Here is a 24,760-nt window from a genome sequence, read left to right as displayed (position 1 = left end):
CACGCCTAGGCCGCGCCAGGCCGCCCCCCGCCGAGCAGTTCCACCAGCCCCGAGAGGCCCTCATGGCCATGGCCGCCGGCGACCCGGCGGGCCATGAGGTGGCCGATCGGGGCGATCAGTTCGGGGCTGATGCCCTGGTCCCGTGCGGAGCCGGTGAAGTTGACGAACGCGGCCGACTGCATTTCGAGGTTGGAGACCACCCCGGTGGCGTGGTCACCGGAGTCGATCTGCCGCGCGTAGCCGTCCACCGCCCCGGACATGGCGGTCAGCCAGCGCCCCACCAGCGGGGCGACATCGGCCGCCGCCACACCGTCGGACCGTACGAGGGCGTAGGCGTGCAGCACGCCCGAGAACATCCCGTACATCGCGCTGAGCAAGGCGATGTCGTACAGCGGGGCACGGCCGGGGTCCTCGCCGAGGTGGTGGCTCTCGCCGAAGAGGTCCAGCACGGCCCGGTGGTCCGCGAAGGCGGCGGGCGAGCCGCTGTAGAGGAGGAAGGCGGCGGGTGTGCCGATCATCGGCGGGACGGCCATGATGCCGCCGTCGAGGTACTGGGCACCGTGTCCGGCCGCCCACGCGTCCAGCTCACGGGCCTGCCGCGGAGTGCCGTTGGTGAGGTTGACGACGGCCTTGCCGGACACGGCGTCCCCGAGGGGGGCCAGCACCTGCCGTACGGAGTCGTAGTCGAGCAGGCAGACCACCACCAGGGGGCTCGCCGCGACGGCCTCGCCGGCCGTGGCGGCGGTCAGCGCGCCCTCGGTGGCGAGCGCCTCGGCCTTGGCGGCCGTACGGTTCCACACCGTCGTCCGGTGCCCGGCCCGCAGAAGGGCGCGGGCCAGGGCGGTGCCCATGTCGCCGAGGCCCAGCACCGTCACGGGGGTTTCGCTCATTTCGGTTGCTCCAGGGGTTCGATACCGCTTGGTCGTAGGGTTCGGCGCGCCGATCACAGGCTCGTTCCCCGGCGGTAGTCTGGGCAAGTACGCACTAAATAGTGCGTACTTACCTTGAGGTCAGTGGGGGCGGGCGGGGCTTTGGGCAAGCAGCCTTACGTCTGCGGTCTGGACGCGGCCGTGGATGTGATCGACGGAAAGTGGAAAGTCCTGATCATCTGGGCGCTCAATCACCAGCGGTGTCGCTTCGGGGAATTGCGGCGGCTGGTTCCGGGCGTGAGCGAGAAGGTGCTGACGCAGCATCTGAGGGAGTTGGAGGCGGACGGAATCGTCCACCGGGAGATCTACGACGTGAAGCCGCCGAAGGTGGAGTATTCGCTGACCGAGCTGGGCGACGAGCTGAATACGGCGCTGGGTCCGCTGGGCGCGTGGGGCAAGCGACGGATGGCGGCACTGGAGGAGGCGGGGCAGGGCTGACTTCCGGGCCGGATGGGCGGGCCGTATGCCATCCGGCGGCGGGCCGTATGCCGTCCGGCCGGGGCGGCGGCTCCGCCCGGGTCACGACCCCACCGCGGAAACTCTTTTCCAACCGGCCCTCCGCGGGGTAGGGGTGTGGAGTTCACCCCGCTCACTTGGAGGCCCCGTGACCGACAGCGCTCCCCGGAGCCAACCACGCACTCCCTGGCGAGCCGTGTTCGGCGGCTCGATCGGAAATCTCGTCGAGTGGTACGACTGGTTCGTCTACGCCAGTTTCGCCACCTACTTCGCCGGAGCCTTCTTCCCCAAGGGCAACGACACGGCGCAGCTCCTCAACACCGCCGGGATCTTCGCGGTGGGCTTCTTCATGCGTCCCGTCGGCGGCTGGCTGCTGGGCCGGTTCGCCGACCGGCGCGGCCGCAAGGCGGCGCTCACCCTGACGGTGACGCTGATGTCGGCCAGCGCGCTGCTCATCGCCATCGCCCCGACCTATGACCAGGTCGGCTACTTCGGCGCGTTCGTGCTGCTGGTGGCACGGCTGCTGCAGGGCCTGTCGGTGGGCGGTGAGTACGCGGCCAGCGCCACCTATCTCACCGAGGCGTCCCGGCCCGGTGGCCGCGGCTTCGTCTCCAGCTTCCAGTATGTGTCGATGACGGCGGGTCAGCTGATCGGCCTCGGTCTGCAGATCCTGCTGCAGCACACCATGTCCGATGACGCGCTGCACTCCTACGGCTGGCGCATTCCGTTCGTCGTCGGCGCCGTGGGCGCGGCCGTGGTCTTCTGGCTGCGGCGCAATCTGCTGGAGACCGAGGTCTACACCGAGGAGGAGGACCACCAGGAGCAGGAGCGGGGGACGATCGCCGAACTGCTGCGCCACCGCAAGGAGGCGGCGCTGGTCATCGCGCTGACCATGGGCGGCACCGTCGCGTACTACACGTACACCACCTATCTCACCAAGTACCTGTCGAACACGGCCGGGATGAGCAAGTCCGACGCCTCGCTGGTGAGCTTCTGTGCCCTGTTCCTGTTCATGTTGTTGCAGCCGCTGGCCGGATCGCTCTCGGACCGGATCGGGCGCCGTCCGCTGCTGATCACCTTCGGCATCGGCTCGATGCTCTGCACCGTCCCCATCATGACCGCGCTCTCGCACGCCGACAGCTTCGCCGGGGCGCTGCTGCTCTCGCTCGCGGCGCTGGTCATCGTCACCGGCTACACCTCGATCAACGCCGTGGTGAAGGCCGAGCTGTTCCCCACCCATGTCCGGGCGCTCGGGGTGGCCCTGCCGTACGCGCTGGCCAACGCGCTGTTCGGCGGAACGGCCGAGTATGTGGCGCTGTGGTTCAAGAAGGGCGGTGTGGAGTCCGGGTACTACTGGTACGTCTCGGCGTGTGCCGCGGTCTCGCTCGTCGTCTACCTCACCATGCGGGAGACCCGGGACGCCGCCCTCTCCCGGGGCCGCGCCGACGACCCGGCCGCCCCGGGGAAGCGGCGGACGACGGCGGTGTGACGGACCGAGGGGCCGGTCCCGGCGTCAGCGGCCGGTGGTCACGCTCATCTGGGCCCAGACCACCCGTCCGCCGTTCACGCCCGGCCGGTCCCCCCACGCGTCGGCCAGGGCGCGGACCAGCGCGAGTCCGCGTCCGCACTCATCCTCAAGACCGGCCTCCCGCGGCGTGGGGACGGCCGGTCCGCCGCCCTGGTCGGCGACCTCGACATAGAGCATCCGCCGCTCATGGGCGCGCAGTACACAGAGGATCTGCTCGCTCCCGGTGTGCACCAGGGCATTGGTGAACAGCTCGGACATCACCAGTTCCGCGGCCTCGCAGACATCCTCCGCAAAGCCCCACTCCGGCGCCTGGGACCGCACCCGGTGCCGGGCGACCGCGACCGAGGCGCCTCTGGCGGGCAGCTGGAACCTCTCCTGACGGAGGGCGGAGTCAACGCTCCCGGAGCTCGGGTGGTGGGCCATCGTCGAGCGCTGACGCAATGCCACGGCCATGTGCCTTCCGTCCGTCCTACCTGTGGGGGGCGTGAATGCCGTACGTGAATGCCGCAAGTGCGCGACACAGCAGCCACGTTGGACTGGTCACACCCGTCACTATCGTTGCTGCAAGCATCAGTTGGCAAGGCGCGATCTGCAAAATGCAGAATAGCCAGAGCACTCTGTTGTCCTCACCTCGTACGTGGCACACTGATCCTGACAAGACCGTCCCAGGAGGTACGACGTGGGTGAAGCGCGATCTGCCCCGACCGTCGGGCAGATGGTCCTCGGCATGCGGCTGAGGGACCTCCGCGAAAAAGCCGGCGTCAGTTACGACCTGGCTGCCAGGGCGCTGCACGTCAACCAGACCACGGTGCGCAGGATGGAGAAGGCCGAAGTCGGCCTGAAACTCCCCTACGTCGAGAAGCTGCTGCAGACCTACGGCGCCGAGCAGCACGAGATCGACTCCTTCCTCGCACTCGCCGAGGAGGCCAACCGGCCCGGCTGGTGGCACCGGTTCCGCGATGTGCTGCCGGACTGGTTCAGCCTCTATGTGAGCCTCGAGGGCGCGGCCAGCCGGATCCGCGCCTATGAGCCGCACTTCGTACCCGGACTGCTGCAGACCGAGGACTACGCCCGCGCGCTGCTCTCCATCGGCTTCCCGCAGGGGTCCGACCGGGAGCTCGAGCGTCGCGTGGCGCTGCGGATGGAGCGCCAGGAGCTGCTCAGCCGCCCGGACGCACCGCATCTGTGGGTCGTGATGGACGAGACGGTGCTCCGTCTGTCCATCGGCGGTCCCGCGGTGATGCGCGCCCAGGTCGACCGTCTGATCGAGGCGGTGCAAAGACCGAACATCACCCTTCAGGTGGTGCCGTTCTCCGCCGGCCCTCACCCGGGCATGGGCGGACCCTTCCAGCTCTTCCGGTTCCAGATCCCGGAACTGCCGGACATCGTCTATGCCGAGGGCCTGACCGGCGCCGGCTATCTCGACCAACGTTCCGATGTGGTCGCCTATCTGGAGGCTCTGGACCGCATGGGCACCCAGGCCACACCGGCGCGGCGGACGGAGAACTTTCTCCGTGGGATTCGCAAGGAGCTCTGACTGTGGATCAGGTACATGTGTACAACGGCATGCCCGCCAAACAGCTGGGAACCGAAGGCTGGGCCAAGCCCTGGAGCGGCCCCAACGGCGGTGCGTGCCTGGAGGTCATGCGGCTGAACGACGGGCGGGTGGCCCTGCGTCAGTCGACCGATCCGGACGGCCCCGCCCTGATCTACACCCACCACGAAATCGAGAAGTTCATCCAGGGTGCCAAGGCCGGCGCCGCGGACTTCCTGCTCACACGCCCAGAAAACCTGACCACCTCGGCGGGTACCGCACCGGAACGGAGGGCCGCGTGACCGACAACGGGCTCGCCCCTGACCAGATCGACACCACCAAGCCGCACCCGGCTCGGATGTACGACTTCTACCTCAACGGCAAGGACCACTACGAGGTCGACGCGGAGGCCGCCGGGCGCGTGCTGGAGGTCTATCCGACCGTCCGGCTCAACGCCACCGTCAACCGTGCCTTCATCCACCGCGCCACCCGCTGGCTGGCCCGGGAGGCCGGGGTCCGGCAGTTCCTCGACATAGGCACCGGCATACCCACCGAGCCCAACCTCCACCAGGTGGCCCAGGCGGTCACCCCGGAGGCCCGGGTGGTCTACACCGACTACGACCCCATCGTGCTGGCCTACGCCCAGGCGCTGCTCGTCGGCACCCCCGAGGGCCGTACGGCCTATGTGCAGTCGGATGTGCGCGATCCCCAGCGGATCATGAGCGCCCCCGAGCTGCATGAGACGCTGGACCTGGACCAGCCGGTGGCGATCTCCGTGAACGCCCTCTTCCACTTCATTCCGGAGGAGGACAAGCCGTACGAGATCATCCGCGAGCTGATGGCGCCGCTGGCCCCGGGCAGCTATCTGATGCTGACCCACTCCACGCATGACTTCTCCGAGGAGACCTGGCGGAACGTCATCCGGGTCTACAAGGAGAGCGGGATCTCCTTCACCACCCGCTCCCAGAGCGAGGTCGGGGCCTTCTTCGACGGTCTGGAGCTGGTCGACCCGGGTGTGTCGGAGCCCCACCACTGGAATCCGGACCCCGAGGACCGGCCGGAGGACATCCGCAGCGCGGACATCAACATGTGGGCGGGAGTGGCCCGCAAGCCGTGACGCCCGCGGCGGGCTACTCCCCTCCCCGCCCCTTCCCGCAACCGGAGCTCTGCCCCAGACCCCGAGTCGGACGACCCGGATGTGCGCGGGCGTCGGCCCGGCCATCCGCTGCGTCGGCGTGCCGATGGTGATCAGCGCGCCGGTGCAGGTGTCCACGGCGACGACGGTCGGCTCATCGGCCCCCGGGGTCCAGGGGCGAAGCCCTTGGTAGCGGGAAGGGGCGGGGAGGGGAAAGCATCGATACGCGGCTCCGCCGCGTGATCCGCCGGACACCCCGTAGCGGCGGCGGCACGCATGACGGCCGGGGCTTCGCGGCGTGGTGTCACGGCGCCTCGGTGTCGTCGCCGACCGTGAAGCCCAGTATCGCGCCCCCGCCCGGGCGCGGCCGGGCGAAGACGGTGCCGCCGTGTGCGAGGGCGACCTCGCGCACGATGGCCAGGCCCAGCCCCGAACCGGGCAGGCTGCGGGCGCCGGGCGCGCGGTAGAAGCGGTCGAAGACCCGCTCGCGGTCCTCCTCGGCGATGCCCGGGCCCCGGTCGAGGACCTCCACCCGGCGGCCGCTGATCATCACCTCGACGGGCTCGGTGCCGCCCTGGTCGAACTTGGCGGCGTTCTCCACCAGATTGGAGACCGCGCGCTGCAGGGTGGCCGGGTGGCCCGTCAGCCGGGTGTCGCCCTCGGCCCGTATGGTGATCTCCCGGCCGGTCCGGCGCCGGGCGAGGGTCACGGCGGTCGTGGCCACCTCCTCCAGCGAGACCTCGGTACGGGGTTCGTCGTCCCGCTGCCCGGCCGCCAGGTCCACCAGCTCGTTGACGAGGTCGGTCAGCTCCCGGGTCTCCCCCGCCAGGTCCGCCAGCAGATCCTCGCGCGCGGGCCCCGGCAGCTCCTCGAAGCGGCGCAGCAGGGAGATGTTGGTGCGCAGCGAGGTGAGCGGGGTGCGCAGTTCGTGCCCGGCGTCCTGGACCAGCCGCCGCTGGTCGTCCTTGGAGCGCGCGAGCTGTCCGAGCATGCCGTCGAAGGCCCGCCCGAGGCGGCCCACCTCGTCGTCCCCGGCGACCGGCACCGCCACCTCCATCCGGCCGGTGGCGGCCACGCTCTCGGCGACCCGGGTCAGCCGCACCAGCCGCCGGGTGATCCGCCCGGCCAGCCACCAGCCGGCCAGCCCGGCGGCCAGGATGACGGCGATCACGAACAGCGCGGTGCGCTTCTGGAGCTCTTGCAGCAGGTCCTCGGTGTCGCTGATCTGCTGGGCCACCTGGATCGCGCCGGTGGCGTCGCCCACGGCGACCGTGGCCATCCGGTACTGCTCCCCGCCGATGCCGATCTCGCGCCGTACGACGGTGCCCGGGGTGCGGGAGGCGGCGGTCGTCCGGTCGTCGTCGACCACCGGAAGCGGGGGCTTGCCCGCGTCGTAGACCGTGCCCCGGCCGTTGATCACCTGGACGTCCATCCGGCTGATCCGGCGCAGATCGTCCCGCAGGTCGTACGGGACGGGCACGACGGCCTCCGAGGGGTACTGCCGCAGGATCACCTTCTCGCTGCGGACCTGGCTGCGCAGATCGCGGATGACGTCGTCGAACGCCGACTGCTGGTCCACCCGCACCAGCCCGGCCGCCGCGTCATAGCTGAGCCCGCCGACCAGGAGGGTGACCACGGTGGCCGCCGCCGAGAACGACAGCGCGAAAGTGGTCCGCAGACTGGGCCGGCCACGGCGGAGTGGGGGGAGCCGCACGATCACTCCTCCCGCAGGCTGTATCCGACCCCGCGCACCGTGTGGATCAGCGGGGTGCGCCCCTCCGGATCGACCTTGCGGCGCAGATAGCCGATGTAGACGGCGAGGTTCTTCGAGCCGGGGCCGAAGTCGTAGCCCCAGATGCGGGCGTAGATGGTGGTGTGGTCCAGGACGATGCCCGCGTTGCGGGCCAGCAGCTCCAGCAGGTCGAATTCGGTGCGGGTCAGCTCCAGCTCCGTACCGCCGCGCCAGACCCGCCGGGCCGAGGAGTCCAGGCGCAGATCGGCGACCTCCAGCACCCCGTCGATGGCGGTGTCCTCCGGCGCGGCCGGTTCGGCGGGGGCGGCGCGGCGCAGCAGCGCGCGCAGCCGGGCGAAGACCTCCTCGATCTCGAAGGGCTTGGCCACATAGTCGTCCGCGCCGGCGTCCAGCCCCTCGATCCGGTCGGCGGTCTCAACCCGCGCGGTGAGCATGAGGATGGGGGTGCGGTCGCCCTCGGCGCGCAGCACCCGGCACACCTGGAGCCCGTCCACGCCCGGCATCATCACGTCCAGCACGACCACGTCCGGGCGCTCGCGGTGGATGGCCGCCAGCGCCTCTATCCCGTCGGGCACGGCGGTGACGCGGTACCCCTCCAGGGTCAGGGCGCGTTCCAGGGCCTGGCGGATGGCACGGTCGTCCTCGGCGAGCAGCACGGTGTTGGTCACACCCCGAGTCTGCCAAGGCCACGGCAGTGCCCGCGGCGGGCGGGGGTCCTGAGCGGGGCTTCTTACCCCGCTCTCACCTTCTTCACGCGGTGGGCTTACCGGGCCTCGGCAAGGTGTCGACCAGCTTCCGGGGGAAACTCGCCCCGGGGACGCACCCGGCCGGAGAAAATACCGCATGAAGATCGCATTCCTGCTGCACAACGCCTACGGGATCGGCGGAACGATCCGGACGACCATGAACCTCGCGACGGCGCTCGCCGACCGCCACGAGGTCGAGATCGTCTCGATGATGCGGCATCGCGAGACGCCGCGTTTCGCCCTCGACCCGCGGGTGCGGCTGGTCCCCCTGGTGGACACGCGTCCGGAGAGCGCGGACGCGAAGGACCCGCTGTTCTTCGAGGCCAGCCGGGACTTTCCGGCCGCCGAGAAGCGGAACCACCAGTACAACCGCCTGATCGACACGCGGGCGGCGGAGTATCTGCGCGGCTGCGACGCCGATGTGATCGTCGGCACCCGGCCGGGGGTGAACGTCTACATCTCCCGCTTCGCCCCGCGTCGCGCACTGCGCATCGCCCAGGAGCATCTGCGGTACGAGGCGCACAGCAAGAAGCTGCGGGCGGAGCTGGCCCCGTTCTACCGGGCGCTGGACGCCGTGGTCACCACGACGGAGGCGGACGCCGCGGTCTACCGCAAGAAGATGCCGATGCCGGGGGTGCGGACCCTGGCGATACCCAACAGCGTTCCCGAGCCCGATGTCGCCCCCTGCGAGGGCACCGAGCCGGTGATCGCGGCGGCCGGGCGGCTGGTCCGCGGCAAGCGCTTCGACCTGCTGATCGACGCCTTCGCGGAGGTCTCGGCGAAGTTCCCGGCCTGGCGGCTGCGGATCTACGGCGGGGGCGCGGAGAAGGAACGGCTCGCGGAGCGCATCGAGCGGCTGGGCCTGTCCGGGACCGCGGAGCTGATGGGGTCCCGCTCCCCCATCGAGGCGGAGTTCGCCAAGGCGTCGCTGGTCGCGGTCGCCTCGGACGCCGAGTCGTTCGGGATGACGATCGTGGAGGCCATGCGCTGTGGGGTGCCGGTGGTGAGCACCGACTGCCCGCTCGGCCCCGCCGAGATCATCAAGGACGGGGTCACCGGACGGCTCGTCCCCACCGGGGACAAGCACGCGCTGGCGAGCGCCCTGATGGAGCTGATGGGCGACGCCCCGGCCCGGCGGGCGATGGGCGCGGCCGCCCTGGAGAGCTCCCGGATCTATGACCCGGAGCCGATCGCCCGGCGCTATGACCAGCTCTTCGAGGAGCTGCGCGCGAGCCGGTTCGCCCGCCTCTGGGAGCGCTACCGGACCGCCGCCCGCGCCCGCCTGCGGCGGCTGGCCCGCCGCTTCGGCTTCTCGCCCGGCCGCCGCACCCCGGCGGCGGGCCGCAAGGCGAGCGCGTGACGCCGGGCCGGACCGCGGCGAGCGGGGCGCGGATGTGCGCGCCCCTCCGTCCGGCGGTGCCCTGTCGGCCTCTCCGTCCGGCGGTGCCCCGTCGTTACCAGGACGTCGGGGCGTAGTCCTTCAGGAAGCAGCCGAAGAGGTCCTCGCCATGCTCGCCCCGGACGATCGGGTCGTAGACCCGCGCCGCGCCGTCCACCAGGTCGAGGGGGGCGTGGAAGCCCTCGGCCGCCAGCCGCATCTTGTCCGGGTGCGGGCGCTCGTCGGTGATCCATCCGGTGTCGACGCTCGTCATCAGGATGGCGTCGGACTCGAACATCTCGCGTGCGCTGGTGCGGGTCAGCATGTTCAGCGCGGCCTTGGCCATATTGGTGTGCGGATGGCCCGCGCCCTTGTAGCCCCGGCCGAACTTGCCCTCCATCGCGGAGACGTTGACCACGTACTTGCGCCGGGCGGGCGAGGCGGCCATCGCCGGGCGCAACCGGCTCACCAGGATGAACGGCGCCGTCTCATTGCACAGCTGGACCTCGAGCATCTCGACCGGGTCCACCTCGCCGACCCGCTGCACCCAGGTGTTGCTCGGGTCCAGGTCCGGCACCAGCCCGCCCGCGTCGATCGCGGTCCCGGCCTCGATCCGGGCCGGTGAGGCGGAGCCGGGGCTAAGGGCGAGGGCGGTGAGGTCCTGCGGGGTGAGGGCGCCGTCCCGTGGCGCGCGGGGCGCCGGCAGGGCCGCCTGGGCGCCGCTGCCGAAGGCGCCGAGGACCACGGACTCCGGGAGCTCTCCGGCAGGGAGCGGCGCGGACTCGCCCGCTATCAGCTCCGCGTACGCCTGCGGGGTGCGGCGGACGGTCTGGGCGGCGTTGTTGATCAGTATGTCCAGCGGGCCCGCGGCGCTCACCGCGTCGGCCAGCGCGATCACCTGGGCGGGGTCGCGCAGATCGATGCCGACGACCTTGAGCCGGTGCAGCCACTCCCCGCTGTCCGGCATGGCCTTGAAGCGGCGGATGGCGTCGACCGGGAAGCGGGTGGTGACGGTGGTGTGCGCGCCGTCGCGCAGCAGCCGCAGCGCGATATACATGCCGATCTTCGCCCGGCCGCCGGTGAGCAGGGCACGGCGCCCGGTGAGATCGGTGCGGGCGTCGCGGCGGGCCCGGTTCTCGGCGGCGCAGTCGCGGCACAGCTGGTGGTAGAAGGCGTCGACCTCGACATACCGGGTCTTGCAGACGTAGCAGGAGCGGGGGCGCTCCAGGATGCCCGCGATCTCCGTGCTGACGGAGCTGGTGAGCGCGCGGCCCAGCGTCTCGTCGTCGATCCGGTCGGCGGCACCGGTGGCGGTGGCCTCGGTCACGGCCTTGTCGTTCGCGGTCTTCGCGGCCCGCCGCTCCTGGCGCCGGCGCTGCTTCACACTGCGGTAGATCCCGGAGGTGGCCCGGCGGACCATGATCGCGTCGGGGTGGTCGACCGGCAGCCGGTCGAGTTCCGCGAGGACGCTCAGACAGGTCGCCAGCCGCTCCGGGTCGATGCCCGGCCCCTCGGCCGGGGCACGCTCGGCCCGGCCTTCGTCAGTCACCGTCATCGCCGCTGCCGCTTTCTTGGTTCGCCTGTTCCCCTGGACAACGGCGAAACTTTACGGAAGCGGGGGCGTATGCGCCAAACCGCGTCCGGCCTCACCCTCCCGGCTTGCGGTACGCGTAGCCGCCGGTCGGCGCCGGGGTGCCCGCTCCGGCCGGGTGCCCGGGGTCCGTGGTCAGCGCGCGGACCACACCGTGGTCCGGGGAGAGCGCACAGGCGGGATCGGTGCGGGCCGCGTCGCCGGTCAGGGCGTACGCCTGGCATCGGCAGCCGCCGAAGTCCTCCGCGCGGCGGGAGCAGCCGCGGCACGGCTCGCGCATCCACTCCTCGCCCCGGTAGCGGTTGAAGGCGCCCGAGTGGTCCCAGATCCACTCCAGGAGGTGGTCGCGGACGTTGGGCGGGTCCAGGTCCGGCAGGCTCGCGGCGGCGGGGCAGGGCAGCACGGTGCCGTCGGGCGCGACGGTCAGCGAGACCGCGCCCCAGCCGCCCATACAGGGCTTGGCCACGCCGTCGAAGTAGTCGGGCACGACCCACACCAGGTCGGTGGCGCCGCCCAGCCGGTCCCGCCACCACTGGACCGTGTCCCGTGCCCGGGCGAGCTGGTCGCGGGTGGGCAGCAGGGCCTCGCGGTTGCGCAGCGCCCAGCCGTAGAACTGGGTGTTGGCCAGCTCGATCCGGTCGGCGCCCCAGTCCAGGCCGCGCCGGATGATGGCGTCGAGCGCGTCGAGGTTGTCGCGGTGCAGGACGACGTTGATCCCGAGCGGCAGTCCGGCCGCGCGCACCAGGGCGGCGGCCCGTTCCTTGGCGGCGTACGAGCGGTGCCCGGCGATCCGGTCGGAGGCGGCCGGGTCGGCGTGTTGCAGGGACAGCTGGACGCTGCGCAGCCCGGCGGCGGTCAGCGTGGCAAGCCGTGAACTGTCCAGACCCACCCCGCTGGTGACGAGCTGGGTGTAGATCCCGGCGGACTCGGCGGCGGTGACGATCTCGGCGAGATCGCCGCGCAACAGGGGTTCCCCGCCGGAGAGATGGGTGTGCACCACGCCCAACTCCCCCGCCTGGCACATCACCTCCGTCCACTCGGCGGTGGACAGCTCACGGGAGCGGCGGACCAGCTCCAGCGGATTGGAGCAGTAGGGGCAGTGCAGCGGGCAGCCGTGGGTGAGCTCGGCGAGCAGGGCCCACGGGCGGGGCGCGGCGGTCATCGGACCCAGCCTTGGGTACGCATCCGGTCGAGGAAGGCGGGCACGTCCTCGGCGACGGGCGCGCCGGGGAAGCGGCTCCGAAGTTCCGCCACGATGGAGTCGAGGTCCCGGTCGCCGTCGCACAGCCGCAGGATCTTCGCGGCGCTGCCACGCAGCACCACCACCCGCTCGGGCAGCACCAGCAGATCGGCGTCCCGCACCCGATCGTGGCGCAGGCTCACGGCGGGGGCCAGCGCGGGCCGCCATCCAGCCGGGGCGGGTCGGGTGCCGGGTCCGGTCATGTCCCCTCCCCCGGGCCGTCCTTGATGTCGGTCCCCGGGCCGTCCTTGGTGTCGGCGTGGTCGACCGCGTCCAGCAGCGACCACAGCACATCGCATTTGAAGGCGAGCGCCGCCACCGCCCGGTCCTCGTCCTCGGGGGTCCGCGCCCAGGTCAGGACCAGGTCGAGGGCCTCGGTGCTGTCCCGGCGCCCCTGGTCGACCCGGTTGCGGAAGTAGGCCAGGCCCTCGCGCTCGATCCAGGGGTAGTACCGCTCGAAGGCGTCGATCCGGGTGAGCATGATGCCGGGCGCGGACAGCTCGGTGAGCGAGGCCGCGACGGCTTCCAGCGGGTCGCGCAGCCGGCAGAAGTTGACATAGCCGTCGACCGCGAGCCGCACCCCGGGCACCACCTCAGCACCCGACAGCAGCCGGTCCCGGTCCAGGCCGGCGGCCTCGCCGAGCCGCAGCCACCGCTCGATACCGCCCTCGCCCTCGGTGGCGCCGTCGTGGTCCTGAATGCGCCGCAGCCACATCCGGCGCAGCCGTGAGGTGTCGAGCTTGGCGGTGATCAGCGCGTCCTTGACGGGGATGTGGCGCTGGTAGTGGAAGCGGTTGAGGATCCAGCGGCGCAGTTCGGCGGGGGTGAGCTCGCCCGCGTGCATCCGTACGTTGAAGGGGTGGCGGTCGTGGTAGCGCTCCTGCGCGACCGCGCGCAACCGCTCCTCGAGCCGTGTCCGTGGGGTGCTCACAGGTCGATCACCATCCCGTCGGCGGCCACCTCGACGCCCAGCCTCGCCAAGCCCGAGTGCTGGGGCGCGGCCGGGTCGTTGAGGGGGTTGGTGTTGTTGAGGTGGGTGTACAGGGTGCGTGCTTCGAGTGCGGCCAGCCGGTACGCCGTGCCGTCCGGTCCGTCGATCGGCAGATGGCCCATGGCGGTGGCGGTACGCGAGCCGAAGCCGCTGGTGAGGGGCTCGTCATCGGACCAGAAGGTGCCGTCGACGATCACGCAGTCGGCCTCTTCGGCGGCACGCTGGAAGGTGCCGGGCCAGGCGGCGAGCGCGGGGGCGTAGAGGAGGGAGCGGCCGGTGGCGCGGTCGGTCAGCCGCAGGGCGACCACCCAGGCGTCGTCGTCCGGGGCGCCCCGTCCGGCCGCGTAGCGGGGGCGTTTGGCGGAGACGGGGACGGCGCCGACGGCGAGGGGCGAGCCCTCGGCGAGCGGCCGGTCCCCGGGGCCGAGGGGGCGCCAGTCCAGCCGGGCGTAGGGGGTGAGGACCTCGCCCAGGTGGAGCCCGGTCAGCAGGGCGTGCCGCACCGGGTCGGTGGCCACGATCTCGATGCCGTCCGCCTCGCGCAGCCGGGCGATGCCGAGGGTGTGGTCGAGTTCGGCGTCGGTGAGGATCACCCCGGCCAGCGGGGTCCGGCGCGGTTCGGGCCCGGGGTGGAGTTCAGGGCAGTCCTCGACCTGGTCGCCGAGGTCGGGGGTGGCGTTGACCAGATACCAGCGGTCTTCGTCGGCCTGGACGGCGAGCGAGGCATGGCGGCGGCGCCACCCCGGGTGGGCGCGTGCCCCGGAGCATCCGGGGCACGCGCAGTTCCACTGGGGTACGCCGCCACCCGCCGCGGTGCCGAGCACGCGCACGCGCATGGCGGGGATCTCAGCGGGCGTTCAGCGAGTAGGCGGTGACCTCCAGCGCGGTCTCCACGACCACGTAGTCGGGCGTCTGCCAGGCGGTCTCGCCGGCCTCCGTACGGGTGCGGTCCGCCGCCTCGGGTGCCGTGCGCGGTGTGGTGTCGTTCATGGCTTCGACCTGCCTTCCATCTGAGTGGGGGATGAATCAACGGGACGCGGCGGACGGGCCGTCAGCGGGCGGTCCGGATCCGCGGTGCCCCGCCGTCGGTGGTGGTACGGCCGCTCCCGGGGTAGGCGGATCCGATGCGCACCTCGTCCAGCAGCAGCTTGCGATAGTGCTTGGTGTCGGTGGCCGCGGCCCAGGTGCTGTTCACCGTGAGCCGGACATAGCGCTTGGTGGTGGCGGGGATGTCGATGAACCGCACACCGCGGGCGCTGGGCAGTGTTCCGGAGGCGACCGGGCTGCCCCAGTCGCGTCCGTTGTCGGAGACGTGCACCTGGTAGTCGCGGATGCGGGCGGACTGCTCGGTGTCGGAGCGGGCGTAGGAGACCGACCACTCCCGCTGGTTCACGGCCAGATAGCGGATGCTCTTGGCGGACCGCAGATCGAGGGTGACCGAGGCGGGCAGGGTGGTGTCATTGTCCCAGTACGTCCGCGGATCGCCGTCGAGTACGGCGGCGGCGGGGTGGCCGCTCGCGGAGACACTGGCGCTCGCGGTGAGGGAACCGGGCGGAACGATGCCCTGGCGGCCGTCGGTGCGGACCGCGAGGACGGTGTCGTACGGATCCCAGTCGGTGATGCCGGAGATGGTGATCCGGCCGTCGCTCTGGCGGAAGGTCAGCTTCTTACCGGTGCGGTAGTCGGTGACGCCGGTCGCCTTGTAGCCGTTGTCCCTCACGGTCAGCGTCGAGCCCGAGGGCCGGGTGAGGACGTGGACGAAGTGGCGGTCGGGGTCGGTCGTGCTCACCGTGGTCACCCCGTGGGCGCCGTCGTTCCAGGCGCCGGGCTGGAGCCCGCCGTAGGAGTAGCCACCGCCCTCGGTGCCGCCCAGCGATCCCCGGATTTTGTCGAGATAGGTCTTGGCGTAGTTGTTGAACGCTTCCTGTTTGCTGGGGAAGCGCCCGTTCACCTGGGCGGTCTCGGCCATCAGGGATTTGACGGAGGATCCGGAGTCGCTGATCAGCCGGCCGAGGGTGAGCCCGTGGTCCACCGCCGAATCGGTGCCGCTGTACCACCAGGCCCCGCTGCTGGGCAGCTTGAAGCAGGCCTCGGTGAGCCGGGGCTGCGGGGTCCAGATGGCCTGGGGGTAGTCATAGGCCGGGGTCATCCCGGTCTTCTGCTCATTGCTGACCGTGTCCATGATCGGCGTGTCTTCGTTGTTGTTGCTCAGCAGCCAGCCGGGACGGTCGGCGCGGATCTTCTCGTAGAGCCCGTGGACGATCCAGTAGTCGTTGTCGTTGTCTATCCAGAACCCGGACAGCTTGGGGTACTTCCGCATCACTTCCACGAAGTTGTCGTAGGAGTACTCGCCGAAGCCGTCGCGCGTGGTCAGGTCGACGTCATGGCCCTTGTAGGCCGAGTAGGCCGCCGAGTCGAGCCATTCGTGGCCACCCTCGGCATGCCACTGCGGATCGTCGGTCATGTAGAGCATGACCTTCAGCCCCTGGGCGCTCGCCGCGTCGATCAGCTCGCCGAGGAAGTCCCGCTTGGTGGAGCAGCTTCCGGGGATGGCGGACGGCCAGGCCCGCGCATAGCCCAGACGGCTGTGGAAGGAGGCGTGCAGCTTCTTGGCCTCGGCCACCCAGTAGCCGGCGTCCCAGCCACCGTCGGTGACCGCCTTCTCCCAGGCGGAGCAGCTGGTGTAGCCGGGCGAGGTGCGCATGCCCCAGTGCAGGAAGAGACCCGCCTGGGACTGGCGCAGCCACTGCTGCCGGGGGTTGATGACTTCGGCCCGCGCCGGGGTGGGACCGGTGAGGGCGAGGGTGACGACGGCCGACAGCACGGCGGCCGGCCAGGCGCCGAGGCGGCGGCGCGATCTGCGGCGCATGAGGGCTCCTTCTCGGGGGCGTACGGTCATGTGCCGTTCTGTTGCAGGGTCACCGGCTGTTGCGGTCCGGTCAATAAGCGTGCGTCAAAAATCCTCCGATCTCTCCAGCTGTATATTCCCTGTGCGATGCCAAGAAACAAGCGGAATCCGCTGGCAGTTGGCCATTTTTCGTCGACCGCCGCCTACGCCACCACCCCGTTGGTCCACACCATTCCTTGACTCATCGCGCCACACCTCCTACCTTCCGCGATGCACTGTCCGCGTTCAAAGGAGATGATCATGCAAAGATCCACCCGATCACGCAGTCTTCGCTCCTGCCTCGCGGCCGTCACCGCGGCCACCACGGTCGCCGCCGGCGCCCTCACCGTGAGTCTCACCACCGCGGCGCCGCAGGCCGTCGCACTGGACAACGGCCTGGCCCGTACGCCCCCGATGGGCTTCAACAACTGGAACGCCACGCACTGCGACGCCTCGTTCAACGAGTCCATGGTCAAAGGCGTCGCCGACGCGTTCATCTCGCTCGGCCTCAAGGACGTGGGCTACACCTACGTCAACATCGACGACTGCTGGGCCGAGCCCAGCCGGGACGCGAGCGGCAATCTGGTGCCCAACCGCACCCGCTTCCCGAACGGCATCAAGGCCGTCGCGGACTATGTGCACGCCAAGGGGCTGAAGTTCGGGATCTACACCAGCGCCGGCACCAAGACCTGCAACGCGGCGAACGGCTTCCCGGGCGGACTGGACCACGAGAAGCAGGACGCCAAGCAGTTCGCCTCCTGGGGCGTGGACTACCTCAAGTACGACAACTGCAACAACCAGGGCGTCGATGCCCAGAAGCGCTACAAGGCCATGCGCGACGCGCTCGCCGCCACCGGCCGCCCGATCCTCTACTCGCTGTGCGAATGGGGCCAGACCACTCCCAAGGTGTGGACCTGGGGCGAGCCGGTCGGCAACTCCTGGCGCACCACCGGCGACATCAGCGACAAGTGGTCCAGCATGATCGACAAGCTGCACATCAACGACGACCTGGCGCAGTACGCGGGCCCCGGCCACTGGAACGACCCCGACATGCTGGAGGTCGGCAACGGCGGGATGACGGCCACCGAGTACCGCACCCACTTCAGCCTGTGGGCGATGATGGCGGCGCCGCTGCTGATCGGCAGCGACATCCGGAACGCCTCCGCGACCACCCAGTCGATCCTGAAGAACACCGACATCATCGCGCTCGACCAGGACACTCTGGGCAAGCAGGCCACCATCGTCTCCTCCAGCGGCGGGAAGACCGTGTACACCAAGCAACTGGCGAACGGCGACCGCGCGGTGGCGCTGCTCAACGAGAACTCGTCCAGCAAGACGATCTCGACGACGGCGAGCGCGATCGGCCTCGGCGGCTCGTCCTCGTACCGCCTGAAGGACCTGTGGTCGAAGGCCACCTCCACCACGAGCGGCTCGATCAGCGCCTCGGTGCCCGCGCACGGCACGGTCGTCTACCGGGTCTCCCGTGGCTGACCTGTTGACGCGTTAGGAACCCTTCCTTACAGTCCCCCCATGTGAACAAGGATCAGACAGGAGAATCCTTGATGGAGCGTTCACCGCTCTTACCGCGCACCACCCTCGCTCTCGCGGCGACGGGCGCTGATCGCCCCGGCCGCGGTCGCCTACGGTGCCGAGCGGTCCCCGCGGGCGCCGGCCGCGTCCTGGAGCCTGAAGTGGAGCCCCGCATCCTCACCGAGGCCGGGGCCGCCGGCATGAAGCCGCTCCAGGGCAAGTGGAGCGATGTGTCGGTCGAGGTCAAGGCGGCCGACTCGGGCGCGTACGCCGACTGGTCGGTGACCACCGACGGCAGACAAGTCGCCTCGTACAAGCGCACCGGCCTGGACCTGTGGCGCGGCAAGAACTATCTGCGGCCCAAGTCGGGCATCTACCGGAGCCTGAACAGCACCGGCCTCCAGACCACGTACCTGCTCACCCGGAACTTCAAGGCATACAAGCTCCAGTAGGAGGGCGCGCGATGAAGAGCTATCGGAACACCCTGGTGGCCGCGGCCGCCACCACCGCACTCGCCGCAGGGCTGCTGCTCACCCAGACCGGCACCGGCAGCGCCGCGACCTCGGCGGCCGACTCGGCCCCCTCGGACATCAAGACCGTCTCGTCCGGCTGGACCATCCCCTGGGGGCTCAGCTGGCTGCCCGACGGCTCGGCGCTGATCACCGAGCGCGATTCCTTCAAGCTCTACAAGCTCACCCAGTCGGGCACCAGGACGCAGGTCGGCACGGTGCCCAATGTGGTGACCACGGACGGTGAGGGCGGGCTGCTGGGCATCGCGGTCTCCCCGAACTGGAGCACCGACCACGCCATCTACCTGATGCACACCGCGTCCGACGGCAACCGCATCGCCCGGATGACCTACGACGGCTCCTCGCTCGGCGGCTACAAGGCGATCGTCACCGGCATCAAGAAGAACAAGTACCACAACGGCGGACGCCTCAAGTTCGGGCCGGACGGCTATCTCTACGCCACCACCGGGGAGGCGCAGACACCCGATCTCGCCCAGGACAAGAACTCCCTCAACGGGAAGATCCTGCGGATGACCACGGACGGCAAGCCCGCCCCGGGCAATCCGTTCGGCACGCTCGTCTACTCCTACGGCCACCGCAATCCGCAGGGCATCACCTGGGACCCGCAGGGCCGGCTGTGGGAGGCCGAGTTCGGCAACAGCAAGTACGACGAGCTCAACCTCATCGAGCCGGGCAAGAACTACGGCTGGCCGATCTGCGAGGGCAACTGCTCCACCTCGGGGATGACCAGCCCCAAGCGCCAGTGGCCGACCGGCGACGCCTCGCCCAGCGGGGTCACCTACGCCGACGGCGCGATGTACCTGGCGGCGCTGCGCGGTGAGCGGCTGTGGCGGATCCCGGTGGACGGCACGAGCGCGGGCACCCCGAAGGCGTACTACACCAGCTCCTACGGGCGGCTGCGCACCGTGGAGACCGTGCCGGGCAAGAACACGCTGTGGCTGTCCACGACGAACGCGGACAACAACGGCGGGGAGCCGGACGGCGCGGACAAGGTGTTCCAGGTCGAGTTGAAGTAGCGCGTCCGCGGGCGCGGGTAGGTACGGGCGCGGTCCGCGGGACCGCGCCCGTACGTCCGTCAGCCCGTACGTCCCTGTGCCGGTGTCAGTGCGCGAGCCGCTCGTTCATCAGCAGGAAGGCGCCCAGACCGTGGAGGTCGTTCGTGTTGCGCTTGCGGCCGAGGTAGTAGGCCAGGTCCCCGACGTTGGTGCCCTCGCTGATGTCGGTGATGTTCGTCAGCCCGTCGGAGCCGACCGACACCTTCTTCAGCACGCCCTGATAACCCCTGCGGGCCGCCGCCGCGTAGCCGCCGCCGCTGATCCAGCCGTGTTCCAGGGCGGCGTGCAGCATCAGGGTGTACATGCTGGAGGCGGAGGTCTCGGTCCAGTTGCCGGGGTCGCTCGCCTTGTCGACGACCTGGAACCAGCGGCCGGTGGCCGGGTCCTGATAGCGCATGAAGCCCTTCGCCAAGTGCCGTACATTGCCCAGCAGTTCGGCGCGGCGCGGATGGTTCGCGGGGAGCAGCTCCAGCACCTCGACATGGGTCATCGCGGTCCAGCCGATGGCCCGTGCCCAGAAGTGGGCGGAGGTGCCGGTGGTGGGGTCGGGCTTCCAGGGGGCGTCGCCGTCGGCGTCATAGGCGTGGTAGATCAGCCCGTTGGCCGCCTTGAGGTGGCGGAAGTACACCGAGAGGTTCCTGGTGACTTCCTCGTACGCGTAACGCTGGTCGCCGTAGGCGATGCCGTAGCGCAGCAGGAAGGGCTGGGCCATGAAGACACCGTCGCCCCACAGCTCGTTGGTCTTGCCGGTGGCGTGCCACATCCCGCCGTCGGCGGTGCGCGGATAGGTGGTGATCCGGTCCCGGATCTGGTCGGCGGCGGTCCGGTAGCGGGCGTCGCCGGTCTCCTGGTGGAGGATCAGCAGCAGATTGCCGGACTGCATCGCGTCGAGGTTGTCGAAGGTCCGGTCCATATGGCCGTCGGCGTCGACGAAGGTGTCCACCCAGCGCTTGATGTACGCCAGGTACGAGGGTTCCTTGACCCGCTGGTAGACGCGGTAGGCGCCGAGCAGGAACAGCCCCCGGGTGTACCCCCAGCCGCCGAGCGACGCGGGGTCGGGGTAGCGGGCGATGGTGGAGTCCACCACCGCCCGGGACCAGTCGGCGGGCGCCGCGCCGGCGCCCGCCGTCGGGAGGAGAAGGCCGCCGGTGATGCCCAGTGTGCTCGTGAGCAGGGTTCTGCGACTGACCACTGCAAGCTCCCCTTTTCTTTAGCGCTCGGTTCGCCTCCGGGGCGCCTATGTCGCTGTCGACGGTCGACGTGCTCGGTCGCTCGTTCCTCGCTCCCTGTGCGCGACTCCCTTTCGACAGCGACGCGCCCCTTCGGCTCACTCACGACGGGTGTCGCGTACACGCCAAGAGTAGCGACGAACACTCCGTACCGGTGCAAAAGTGGAGGAAAGCCTAGGATCCGCCGTCCCCGTCAGCAGTCCGGCCACCAGCCGGCCGGTGGCGGGCGCGAGCATGTTGTGGCCGGTGGCCAGCAGCACCCGGGGATGGCCCGGCACCGGGCCGATCAGCGGCAGCCCGTCGGGGGTCATGGGCCGCGGCCCCACCCACTCCTCCTGGCGGTCGTCCCAGTCGGCATGGCGCAGATACGGGCGCGCGGCCGCGACGATGGCCTCGATGCGCCGCTGCCGGAACCGGTCGGCGTCGCGCTCGAACTCCATCGTCCCGGCGACCCGGACCCGCTTGCCCATCGGCGTGAGCACCACCTTGGCCCCGCCGAGGTGGACCAGGCGGGAGGGCGGCGGCTCGGCCGCCACCGAGAAGCTGTGCCCCTTGCCCGCCACCAGGTCGATGTCCTTGCCGAGCCCCCGCACCAGCTCCCGCGAGCCGATGCCCGCCGCGATGACCACCGTGTCGGCGCGGAAGGTGCCCGCCGAGGTCCGGACCTCGGTCCGGCCGGAGCGGTCCACGATGGATGAGACACGCGCGCCCTCGACCAGCTCCACCCCGTCGCTCCACCCCGTCGCTCCGCGGCCGCTCGGCGAGCCGGTCCACGAAGAGCGAGGGGTCCAGGGACCACTGACGCTCCACCACGAATCCCGCCCGCTCGCCCTCGGTGAGCGAGGGCTCCGCCTCCGCGAGGCGGGCCCCCTCCAGCACACCGCCGGGCACGATGGGGGCCGTCCAGCCGGCGGAAGGCGGCGAGCGCCTCGGCGGCGTACTCGCGCAGCGCCGTGCCGATGACACCGGGGGCGGCCAGCGGTTCGACCAGGCCGGGGCAGACCTCCCCGGCGTTGCCGCGGGACGCGCCGCCGCCCAGCCGGTCGCGTTCGAGGACGGTGACCCGCAGCCCGGCGCCACTGAGGTAGTGGCACAGGCCAGGCCGACGACTCCGCCGCCGACGATCGTGACCGTGAAGGGCGGGGTGTCCGGAAAGGTCATGAGTGCTCCTTCACCGCGGGGGACGGTGTGGTCGAGGAGGTGTCACGGCCGGCACACGGCCGCTCACGGGGGCTGTGGTCCGTATCCGCCGCACTGGCGTCGGCGAGGGTGAGCCCGCTGGTCTCCGGGGCGAGGATGTACGACGTTCCCCAGCCGATGGCGCAGATCACCGCGCCGAGGAGCATGGCCGGCCGGGTGTGCTGTGGTCGAGGACGACGGGCGCTCCCCAGGTGCCGATGGCGGCGCCGACCCGGCTGATGCCGGTGGCGAAGCCGTTGGCGGTGGCTCCCTCACCGACACCCTCCGGGAGGGGGCCAGGTGACGTAGGCGGTCTCCGCTACGTGGCCGAAACCGGACGCCTCGGCGGGCGGGCCGACCGCCTCGACGCCCCGGCCGGTCGTGTCAACCACCGACCGGCATAAGCCACCGTCACACCCCGTATGCGATCGGGACAATGCGTCACCACAAGAACGTCCGCAGGCAATAGTCTCGGCGTACAGGACATGGCTGAGGAGGCGCCCATGGGGACCGGGGAACGCGAGCAGGCATACGCACGGGCTCGGCAGGAGGCCGAGCGGCTCACCGCGAACGGCATCCAGGCCATCGCGCTGACGTGGGTGGACAACGCGGGTCTGACCCGGGTGAAGTCCGTGCCCACCGCGCGGCTGCCCCAGGCCGCGCGGCACGGGGTCGGGATGTCCCCCGTCTTCGACGTCTATCTCGTGGACGACTCCATGACCACCAGCCGCCATGTCGGCGGCCCGGACGGGGATCTGCGGCTCCTCCCCGACCTGGACCGGCTCACCCCGCTGGCCGCACAGCCCGGCTGGGCCTGGGCCCCGGTCGACCGGTACGACCAGCAGGGCCGGGCGCACCCCGTCTGCCAGCGGCTGTTCGCCCGGCGGATGGCCGAGCGGGCGCGGGAGCGGGGGCTGACCGTGCGCATGGGGTTCGAGACCGAGTGGGTGGTCACCACGGGCGACCCGGACCAGGACCCGCCGCGGTACCCCACCGCGGGCCCCGCCTACGGCATGGCACGGGTGGTCGACCTCGCCGACTACCTCGCCGATCTGCTGGGCGCGCTGGACGCGCAGCAGGCCGAGGTGCACCAGCTCCACCCCGAGTACTCCCCCGGGCAGTTCGAGGTGTCCCTGGCGCCCGCCGATCCGGTCGGCGCCGCCGATCTCGCCGTACTGGTGCGGGAGACGATCCGGGCGTGCTCCGGGCGCGCCGGGCTCAACCCGATGTTCGGCCCGGTGGTGGACCCGGGCGGGGTCGGCAACGGCGCCCATCTGCATCTGAGCCTGTGGCAGGGGGACCGCAATCTGTGCCGGGACGGCGACGGGCCCAACGGCATGACCGCGACGGCCGAGGCGTTCCTCGCCGGGGTGCTGCGCGAGCTGCCCGCCCTGCTCGCCATCGGCGCCCCCACCCCCGCGAGCTACCTCCGGCTCGAACCCTCCCGCTGGGCCGGGGCGTACCAGTGCTGGGGCCTGGAGAACCGGGAGGCGGCGGTGCGCTTCATCACCGGCGCACCGGACGACCCGGGGGCGGCCAACGCCGAGATCAAGTCCTTCGACCCGGCGGCCAACCCCTATCTGGTGGCGGGCGCGGTCATCGCCGCGGGCCTCGGCGGGATGGACTCCGGGCTCTCCCTGCCGCCACCCGTCTCCGGGGACCCCGCGGTCGAGGGCCGCGAGCGGCGGCTGCCCACCTCGCTGCTGACGGCGCTGGAGCACTTCGAGGACTCGACCGTGCTGCGCGAGGCGCTGGGCGATCCGCTCTTCGAGTCCATCGCCGCGGTGCGCCGGGCGGAGTCCGCCCTGTTCGAGAAGTCGTCCCCGCGCGAGATCGCCATCGCGACCCGGAGGCGGTACTGACCGATGGAGGCCGCCGAGCAGACGGATCCGACCGAGCCGCCGCTGCCGCCCCTGGTGGACCACCACTGCCATGGGGTGGCCCGCTCCGAGCTGGGCTCGGCCGAATTCGAGGCGTTCCTGACCGAATCCGACGCGCCCGCCGCGCTCGGCACCACCTTCTTCGACAGCCAGCTGGGGTTCGCGGTGCGCCGCTGGTGTCCACCGCTGCTGGACCTCGAACCGCACTGCCCGCCCGCCCGCTACCTCGCCCGGCGGCGCGAGCTGGGCGCGCGGGAGGTGACCAGGCGGTTGCTGAGCGCCGCCGGGATCAGCGAGTTCCTGGTGGACACCGGGCTGCCGGGCAATCTGACCACCCCTCAGGAGCTGGCCCTCGCGGCGGGCGGCACCGCCCATGAGATCGTCCGGCTGGAGCAGCTGGCGGAGCGGATCGCCGACACCTCGCTGACCGCCGACGACTTCCTGGCCGGGGTGGCGGACGGGATCCGGGAGGCGGCCCGCACGGCGGCCGGTTTCAAGTCGGTGGCCGCCTACCGCTACGGCCTGGACTTCGAGCCCGATCCGCCGGGCCCCGGCGCCGTCCACACCGCCGCCGAGCACTGGCTCGCCCGGCGCGCCCAGGGCGGCACCGCCGCCGCCCGGGTCAGCGATCCCGTGCTGCTGCGCCATCTGCTGTGGTCGGCGGCGTACACCGGGCTGCCGCTGCAACTGCACACCGGGTTCGGCGATCCCGATCTGCGGCTGGACCGCTGCGATCCGCTCGCCCTCACCGACTTCATCCGCGCCGTGCGCCCCACGGGCTGCACACTGATCCTGCTGCACGGCTATCCGTACCACCGCGGCGCCGCCTATCTGGCCGCCGTCTTCCCGCATGTGTACGCCGATGTGGGGCTGGCCCTGTCGCACACCGGGGCGCGGGCCGGGGCCGTGCTCGCCGAGATGCTCGAGCTCGCCCCGTTCGGCAAGGTGCTCTTCTCGACCGACGCCTACGGTCTGCCCGAACTGTATGTGGTGGGGGCGCGGCTCTTCCGGGAGGCGCTGACCGCGCTGCTGACCCACTGGGTGGCGGAGGGCGCCTGGTCGCGCCGCGACGCCCGCCGGGTGGCCGCGCTGCTGGGCGCGGACAACGCCCGCCGCGTCTACGGCCTGGGCACCCCGGCCCCCCGCGCGGGGTAGCCGCCTCCGGTTTCCACCTCACCGGAACGGCCTG

The 24,760-nt window shown here is 71.2% G+C and carries 24 protein-coding genes and 2 pseudogenes; 11 read left to right on the top strand and 15 right to left on the bottom strand.

What is annotated here, in order from left to right:
* Window positions 1–5: 5 nt before the first annotated feature.
* Window positions 6–890 carry an NAD(P)-dependent oxidoreductase gene (locus GWI24_RS15730; protein WP_210946576.1) on the bottom strand — a complete coding sequence of 295 codons (885 nt, stop codon included), beginning with the start codon at window positions 888–890 and terminating at the stop codon, window positions 6–8.
* Window positions 891–1,031: 141 nt separating this feature from the next.
* On the opposite strand from GWI24_RS15730, the gene GWI24_RS15725 reads away from it, so the two are divergent.
* Both GWI24_RS15725 and GWI24_RS15720 read left to right on the top strand, forming a co-directional pair.
* Window positions 1,032–1,367, top strand: a complete 336-nt coding sequence (locus tag GWI24_RS15725; protein WP_210946575.1) for a helix-turn-helix domain-containing protein — start codon at window positions 1,032–1,034, stop codon at window positions 1,365–1,367.
* 166 nt (window positions 1,368–1,533) lie between these two features.
* A complete protein-coding gene (locus GWI24_RS15720; protein ID WP_210946574.1) occupies window positions 1,534–2,874 on the top strand; it encodes an MFS transporter in 1,341 nt (446 codons plus the stop codon).
* 24 nt (window positions 2,875–2,898) lie between these two features.
* On the opposite strand, the gene GWI24_RS15715 is transcribed toward GWI24_RS15720, so the two are convergent.
* Window positions 2,899–3,366 (bottom strand): ATP-binding protein, encoded by a 468-nt coding sequence (locus tag GWI24_RS15715; protein ID WP_210946573.1) that lies wholly within the window; start codon window positions 3,364–3,366, stop codon window positions 2,899–2,901.
* 226 nt (window positions 3,367–3,592) lie between these two features.
* On the opposite strand from GWI24_RS15715, the gene GWI24_RS15710 reads away from it, so the two are divergent.
* From GWI24_RS15710 to GWI24_RS15700, 3 genes are read left to right on the top strand one after another with little or no spacing between them, the layout of a single operon-like run.
* On the top strand, window positions 3,593–4,450 hold the full coding sequence (locus GWI24_RS15710) for a helix-turn-helix transcriptional regulator (RefSeq protein WP_210946572.1): 858 nt from the start codon (window positions 3,593–3,595) through the stop codon (window positions 4,448–4,450).
* Between the two features lie 2 nt (window positions 4,451–4,452).
* Window positions 4,453–4,749 (top strand): DUF397 domain-containing protein, encoded by a 297-nt coding sequence (locus tag GWI24_RS15705; RefSeq protein ID WP_210946571.1) that lies wholly within the window; start codon window positions 4,453–4,455, stop codon window positions 4,747–4,749.
* On the top strand, window positions 4,746–5,564 hold the full coding sequence (locus GWI24_RS15700) for an SAM-dependent methyltransferase (RefSeq protein WP_210946570.1): 819 nt from the start codon (window positions 4,746–4,748) through the stop codon (window positions 5,562–5,564). The genes GWI24_RS15705 and GWI24_RS15700 overlap by 4 nt, the downstream gene beginning before the upstream one ends.
* 322 nt (window positions 5,565–5,886) lie before the next feature.
* Here GWI24_RS15700 and GWI24_RS15695 read toward each other — a convergent pair whose 3' ends face one another.
* Entirely contained in the window at window positions 5,887–7,299 is a 1,413-nt protein-coding gene (locus tag GWI24_RS15695; RefSeq protein WP_210946577.1) for a HAMP domain-containing sensor histidine kinase, read from the bottom strand.
* Window positions 7,299–8,003 (bottom strand): response regulator transcription factor, encoded by a 705-nt coding sequence (locus GWI24_RS15690; protein WP_210946569.1) that lies wholly within the window; start codon window positions 8,001–8,003, stop codon window positions 7,299–7,301. The genes GWI24_RS15695 and GWI24_RS15690 overlap by 1 nt, the downstream gene beginning before the upstream one ends.
* 175 nt (window positions 8,004–8,178) lie before the next feature.
* Here GWI24_RS15690 and GWI24_RS15685 point away from each other — a divergent pair, with 175 nt between their 5' ends.
* A complete protein-coding gene (locus GWI24_RS15685; protein WP_210946568.1) occupies window positions 8,179–9,441 on the top strand; it encodes a glycosyltransferase family 4 protein in 1,263 nt (420 codons plus the stop codon).
* A 94-nt stretch (window positions 9,442–9,535) separates the two neighbouring features.
* Here GWI24_RS15685 and GWI24_RS15680 read toward each other — a convergent pair whose 3' ends face one another.
* The 7 genes from GWI24_RS15680 to GWI24_RS15650 form a co-directional block, all read right to left on the bottom strand.
* A complete protein-coding gene (locus GWI24_RS15680; RefSeq protein ID WP_210946567.1) occupies window positions 9,536–11,014 on the bottom strand; it encodes an SDR family NAD(P)-dependent oxidoreductase in 1,479 nt (492 codons plus the stop codon).
* Between the two features lie 91 nt (window positions 11,015–11,105).
* A complete protein-coding gene (pqqE, locus tag GWI24_RS15675; protein WP_210946566.1) occupies window positions 11,106–12,212 on the bottom strand; it encodes a pyrroloquinoline quinone biosynthesis protein PqqE in 1,107 nt (368 codons plus the stop codon).
* Complete coding sequence (gene pqqD / locus GWI24_RS15670) at window positions 12,209–12,493, bottom strand: pyrroloquinoline quinone biosynthesis peptide chaperone PqqD (protein ID WP_210946565.1); 285 nt, start codon at window positions 12,491–12,493, stop codon at window positions 12,209–12,211. Before pqqD ends, pqqE begins: the two co-directional genes overlap by 4 nt.
* Window positions 12,490–13,221 carry a pyrroloquinoline-quinone synthase PqqC gene (gene pqqC, locus GWI24_RS15665; RefSeq protein WP_210946564.1) on the bottom strand — a complete coding sequence of 244 codons (732 nt, stop codon included), beginning with the start codon at window positions 13,219–13,221 and terminating at the stop codon, window positions 12,490–12,492. The genes pqqD and pqqC overlap by 4 nt, the downstream gene beginning before the upstream one ends.
* Window positions 13,218–14,117, bottom strand: coding sequence for a pyrroloquinoline quinone biosynthesis protein PqqB (gene pqqB, locus GWI24_RS15660; RefSeq protein WP_210946563.1), 900 nt, complete (start codon window positions 14,115–14,117; stop codon window positions 13,218–13,220). The genes pqqC and pqqB overlap by 4 nt, the downstream gene beginning before the upstream one ends.
* Before the next feature lie 10 nt (window positions 14,118–14,127).
* Window positions 14,128–14,271, bottom strand: a complete 144-nt coding sequence (gene pqqA, locus GWI24_RS15655; RefSeq protein ID WP_044567954.1) for a pyrroloquinoline quinone precursor peptide PqqA — start codon at window positions 14,269–14,271, stop codon at window positions 14,128–14,130.
* A 61-nt stretch (window positions 14,272–14,332) separates the two neighbouring features.
* Window positions 14,333–16,150: a discoidin domain-containing protein gene (locus GWI24_RS15650; RefSeq protein ID WP_210946562.1), complete on the bottom strand. Its 1,818-nt coding sequence runs from the start codon at window positions 16,148–16,150 to the stop codon at window positions 14,333–14,335.
* Between the two features lie 279 nt (window positions 16,151–16,429).
* Here GWI24_RS15650 and GWI24_RS15645 point away from each other — a divergent pair.
* The 3 genes and pseudogenes from GWI24_RS15645 to GWI24_RS15635 all read left to right on the top strand — a co-directional run.
* Window positions 16,430–17,650, top strand: a pseudogene (locus GWI24_RS15645) (glycoside hydrolase family 27 protein); the annotation flags it as partial.
* Between the two features lie 209 nt (window positions 17,651–17,859).
* A complete protein-coding gene (locus tag GWI24_RS15640) occupies window positions 17,860–18,150 on the top strand; it encodes a hypothetical protein (protein ID WP_247616401.1) in 291 nt (96 codons plus the stop codon).
* Between the two features lie 11 nt (window positions 18,151–18,161).
* Window positions 18,162–19,244 carry a sorbosone dehydrogenase family protein gene (locus tag GWI24_RS15635; protein WP_210946560.1) on the top strand — a complete coding sequence of 361 codons (1,083 nt, stop codon included), beginning with the start codon at window positions 18,162–18,164 and terminating at the stop codon, window positions 19,242–19,244.
* A gap of 85 nt (window positions 19,245–19,329) precedes the next feature.
* Here the strand turns inward: GWI24_RS15635 and GWI24_RS15630 are convergent, their stop codons facing one another.
* From GWI24_RS15630 to GWI24_RS15620, 4 genes and pseudogenes are all read right to left on the bottom strand, one after another.
* Window positions 19,330–20,475 carry a glycoside hydrolase family 105 protein gene (locus GWI24_RS15630; RefSeq protein WP_210946559.1) on the bottom strand — a complete coding sequence of 382 codons (1,146 nt, stop codon included), beginning with the start codon at window positions 20,473–20,475 and terminating at the stop codon, window positions 19,330–19,332.
* Between the two features lie 135 nt (window positions 20,476–20,610).
* Window positions 20,611–21,237, bottom strand: a complete 627-nt coding sequence (locus GWI24_RS15625) for an FAD-binding oxidoreductase (RefSeq protein ID WP_210946558.1) — start codon at window positions 21,235–21,237, stop codon at window positions 20,611–20,613.
* A 179-nt stretch (window positions 21,238–21,416) separates the two neighbouring features.
* Window positions 21,417–21,608 (bottom strand): annotated as a pseudogene (locus GWI24_RS46830) (FAD-dependent oxidoreductase); the annotation flags it as partial.
* 61 nt (window positions 21,609–21,669) lie between these two features.
* Window positions 21,670–21,858: a hypothetical protein gene (locus GWI24_RS15620; RefSeq protein ID WP_247616400.1), complete on the bottom strand. Its 189-nt coding sequence runs from the start codon at window positions 21,856–21,858 to the stop codon at window positions 21,670–21,672.
* A 336-nt stretch (window positions 21,859–22,194) separates the two neighbouring features.
* On the opposite strand from GWI24_RS15620, the gene GWI24_RS15615 reads away from it, so the two are divergent.
* A complete protein-coding gene (locus tag GWI24_RS15615; protein WP_210946557.1) occupies window positions 22,195–23,553 on the top strand; it encodes a glutamine synthetase family protein in 1,359 nt (452 codons plus the stop codon).
* A 3-nt stretch (window positions 23,554–23,556) separates the two neighbouring features.
* Window positions 23,557–24,726, top strand: coding sequence for an amidohydrolase family protein (locus GWI24_RS15610; RefSeq protein ID WP_210946556.1), 1,170 nt, complete (start codon window positions 23,557–23,559; stop codon window positions 24,724–24,726).
* Window positions 24,727–24,760: the final 34 nt, after the last annotated feature.

This window comes from Streptomyces sp. MK37H (assembly GCF_018035285.1).
Lineage (GTDB): Bacteria > Actinomycetota > Actinomycetes > Streptomycetales > Streptomycetaceae > Streptomyces > Streptomyces endocoffeicus.
The sequence above is the reverse complement of the archived record's forward strand: the minus strand, read 5'-3'. Positions and strand labels throughout refer to the sequence as shown.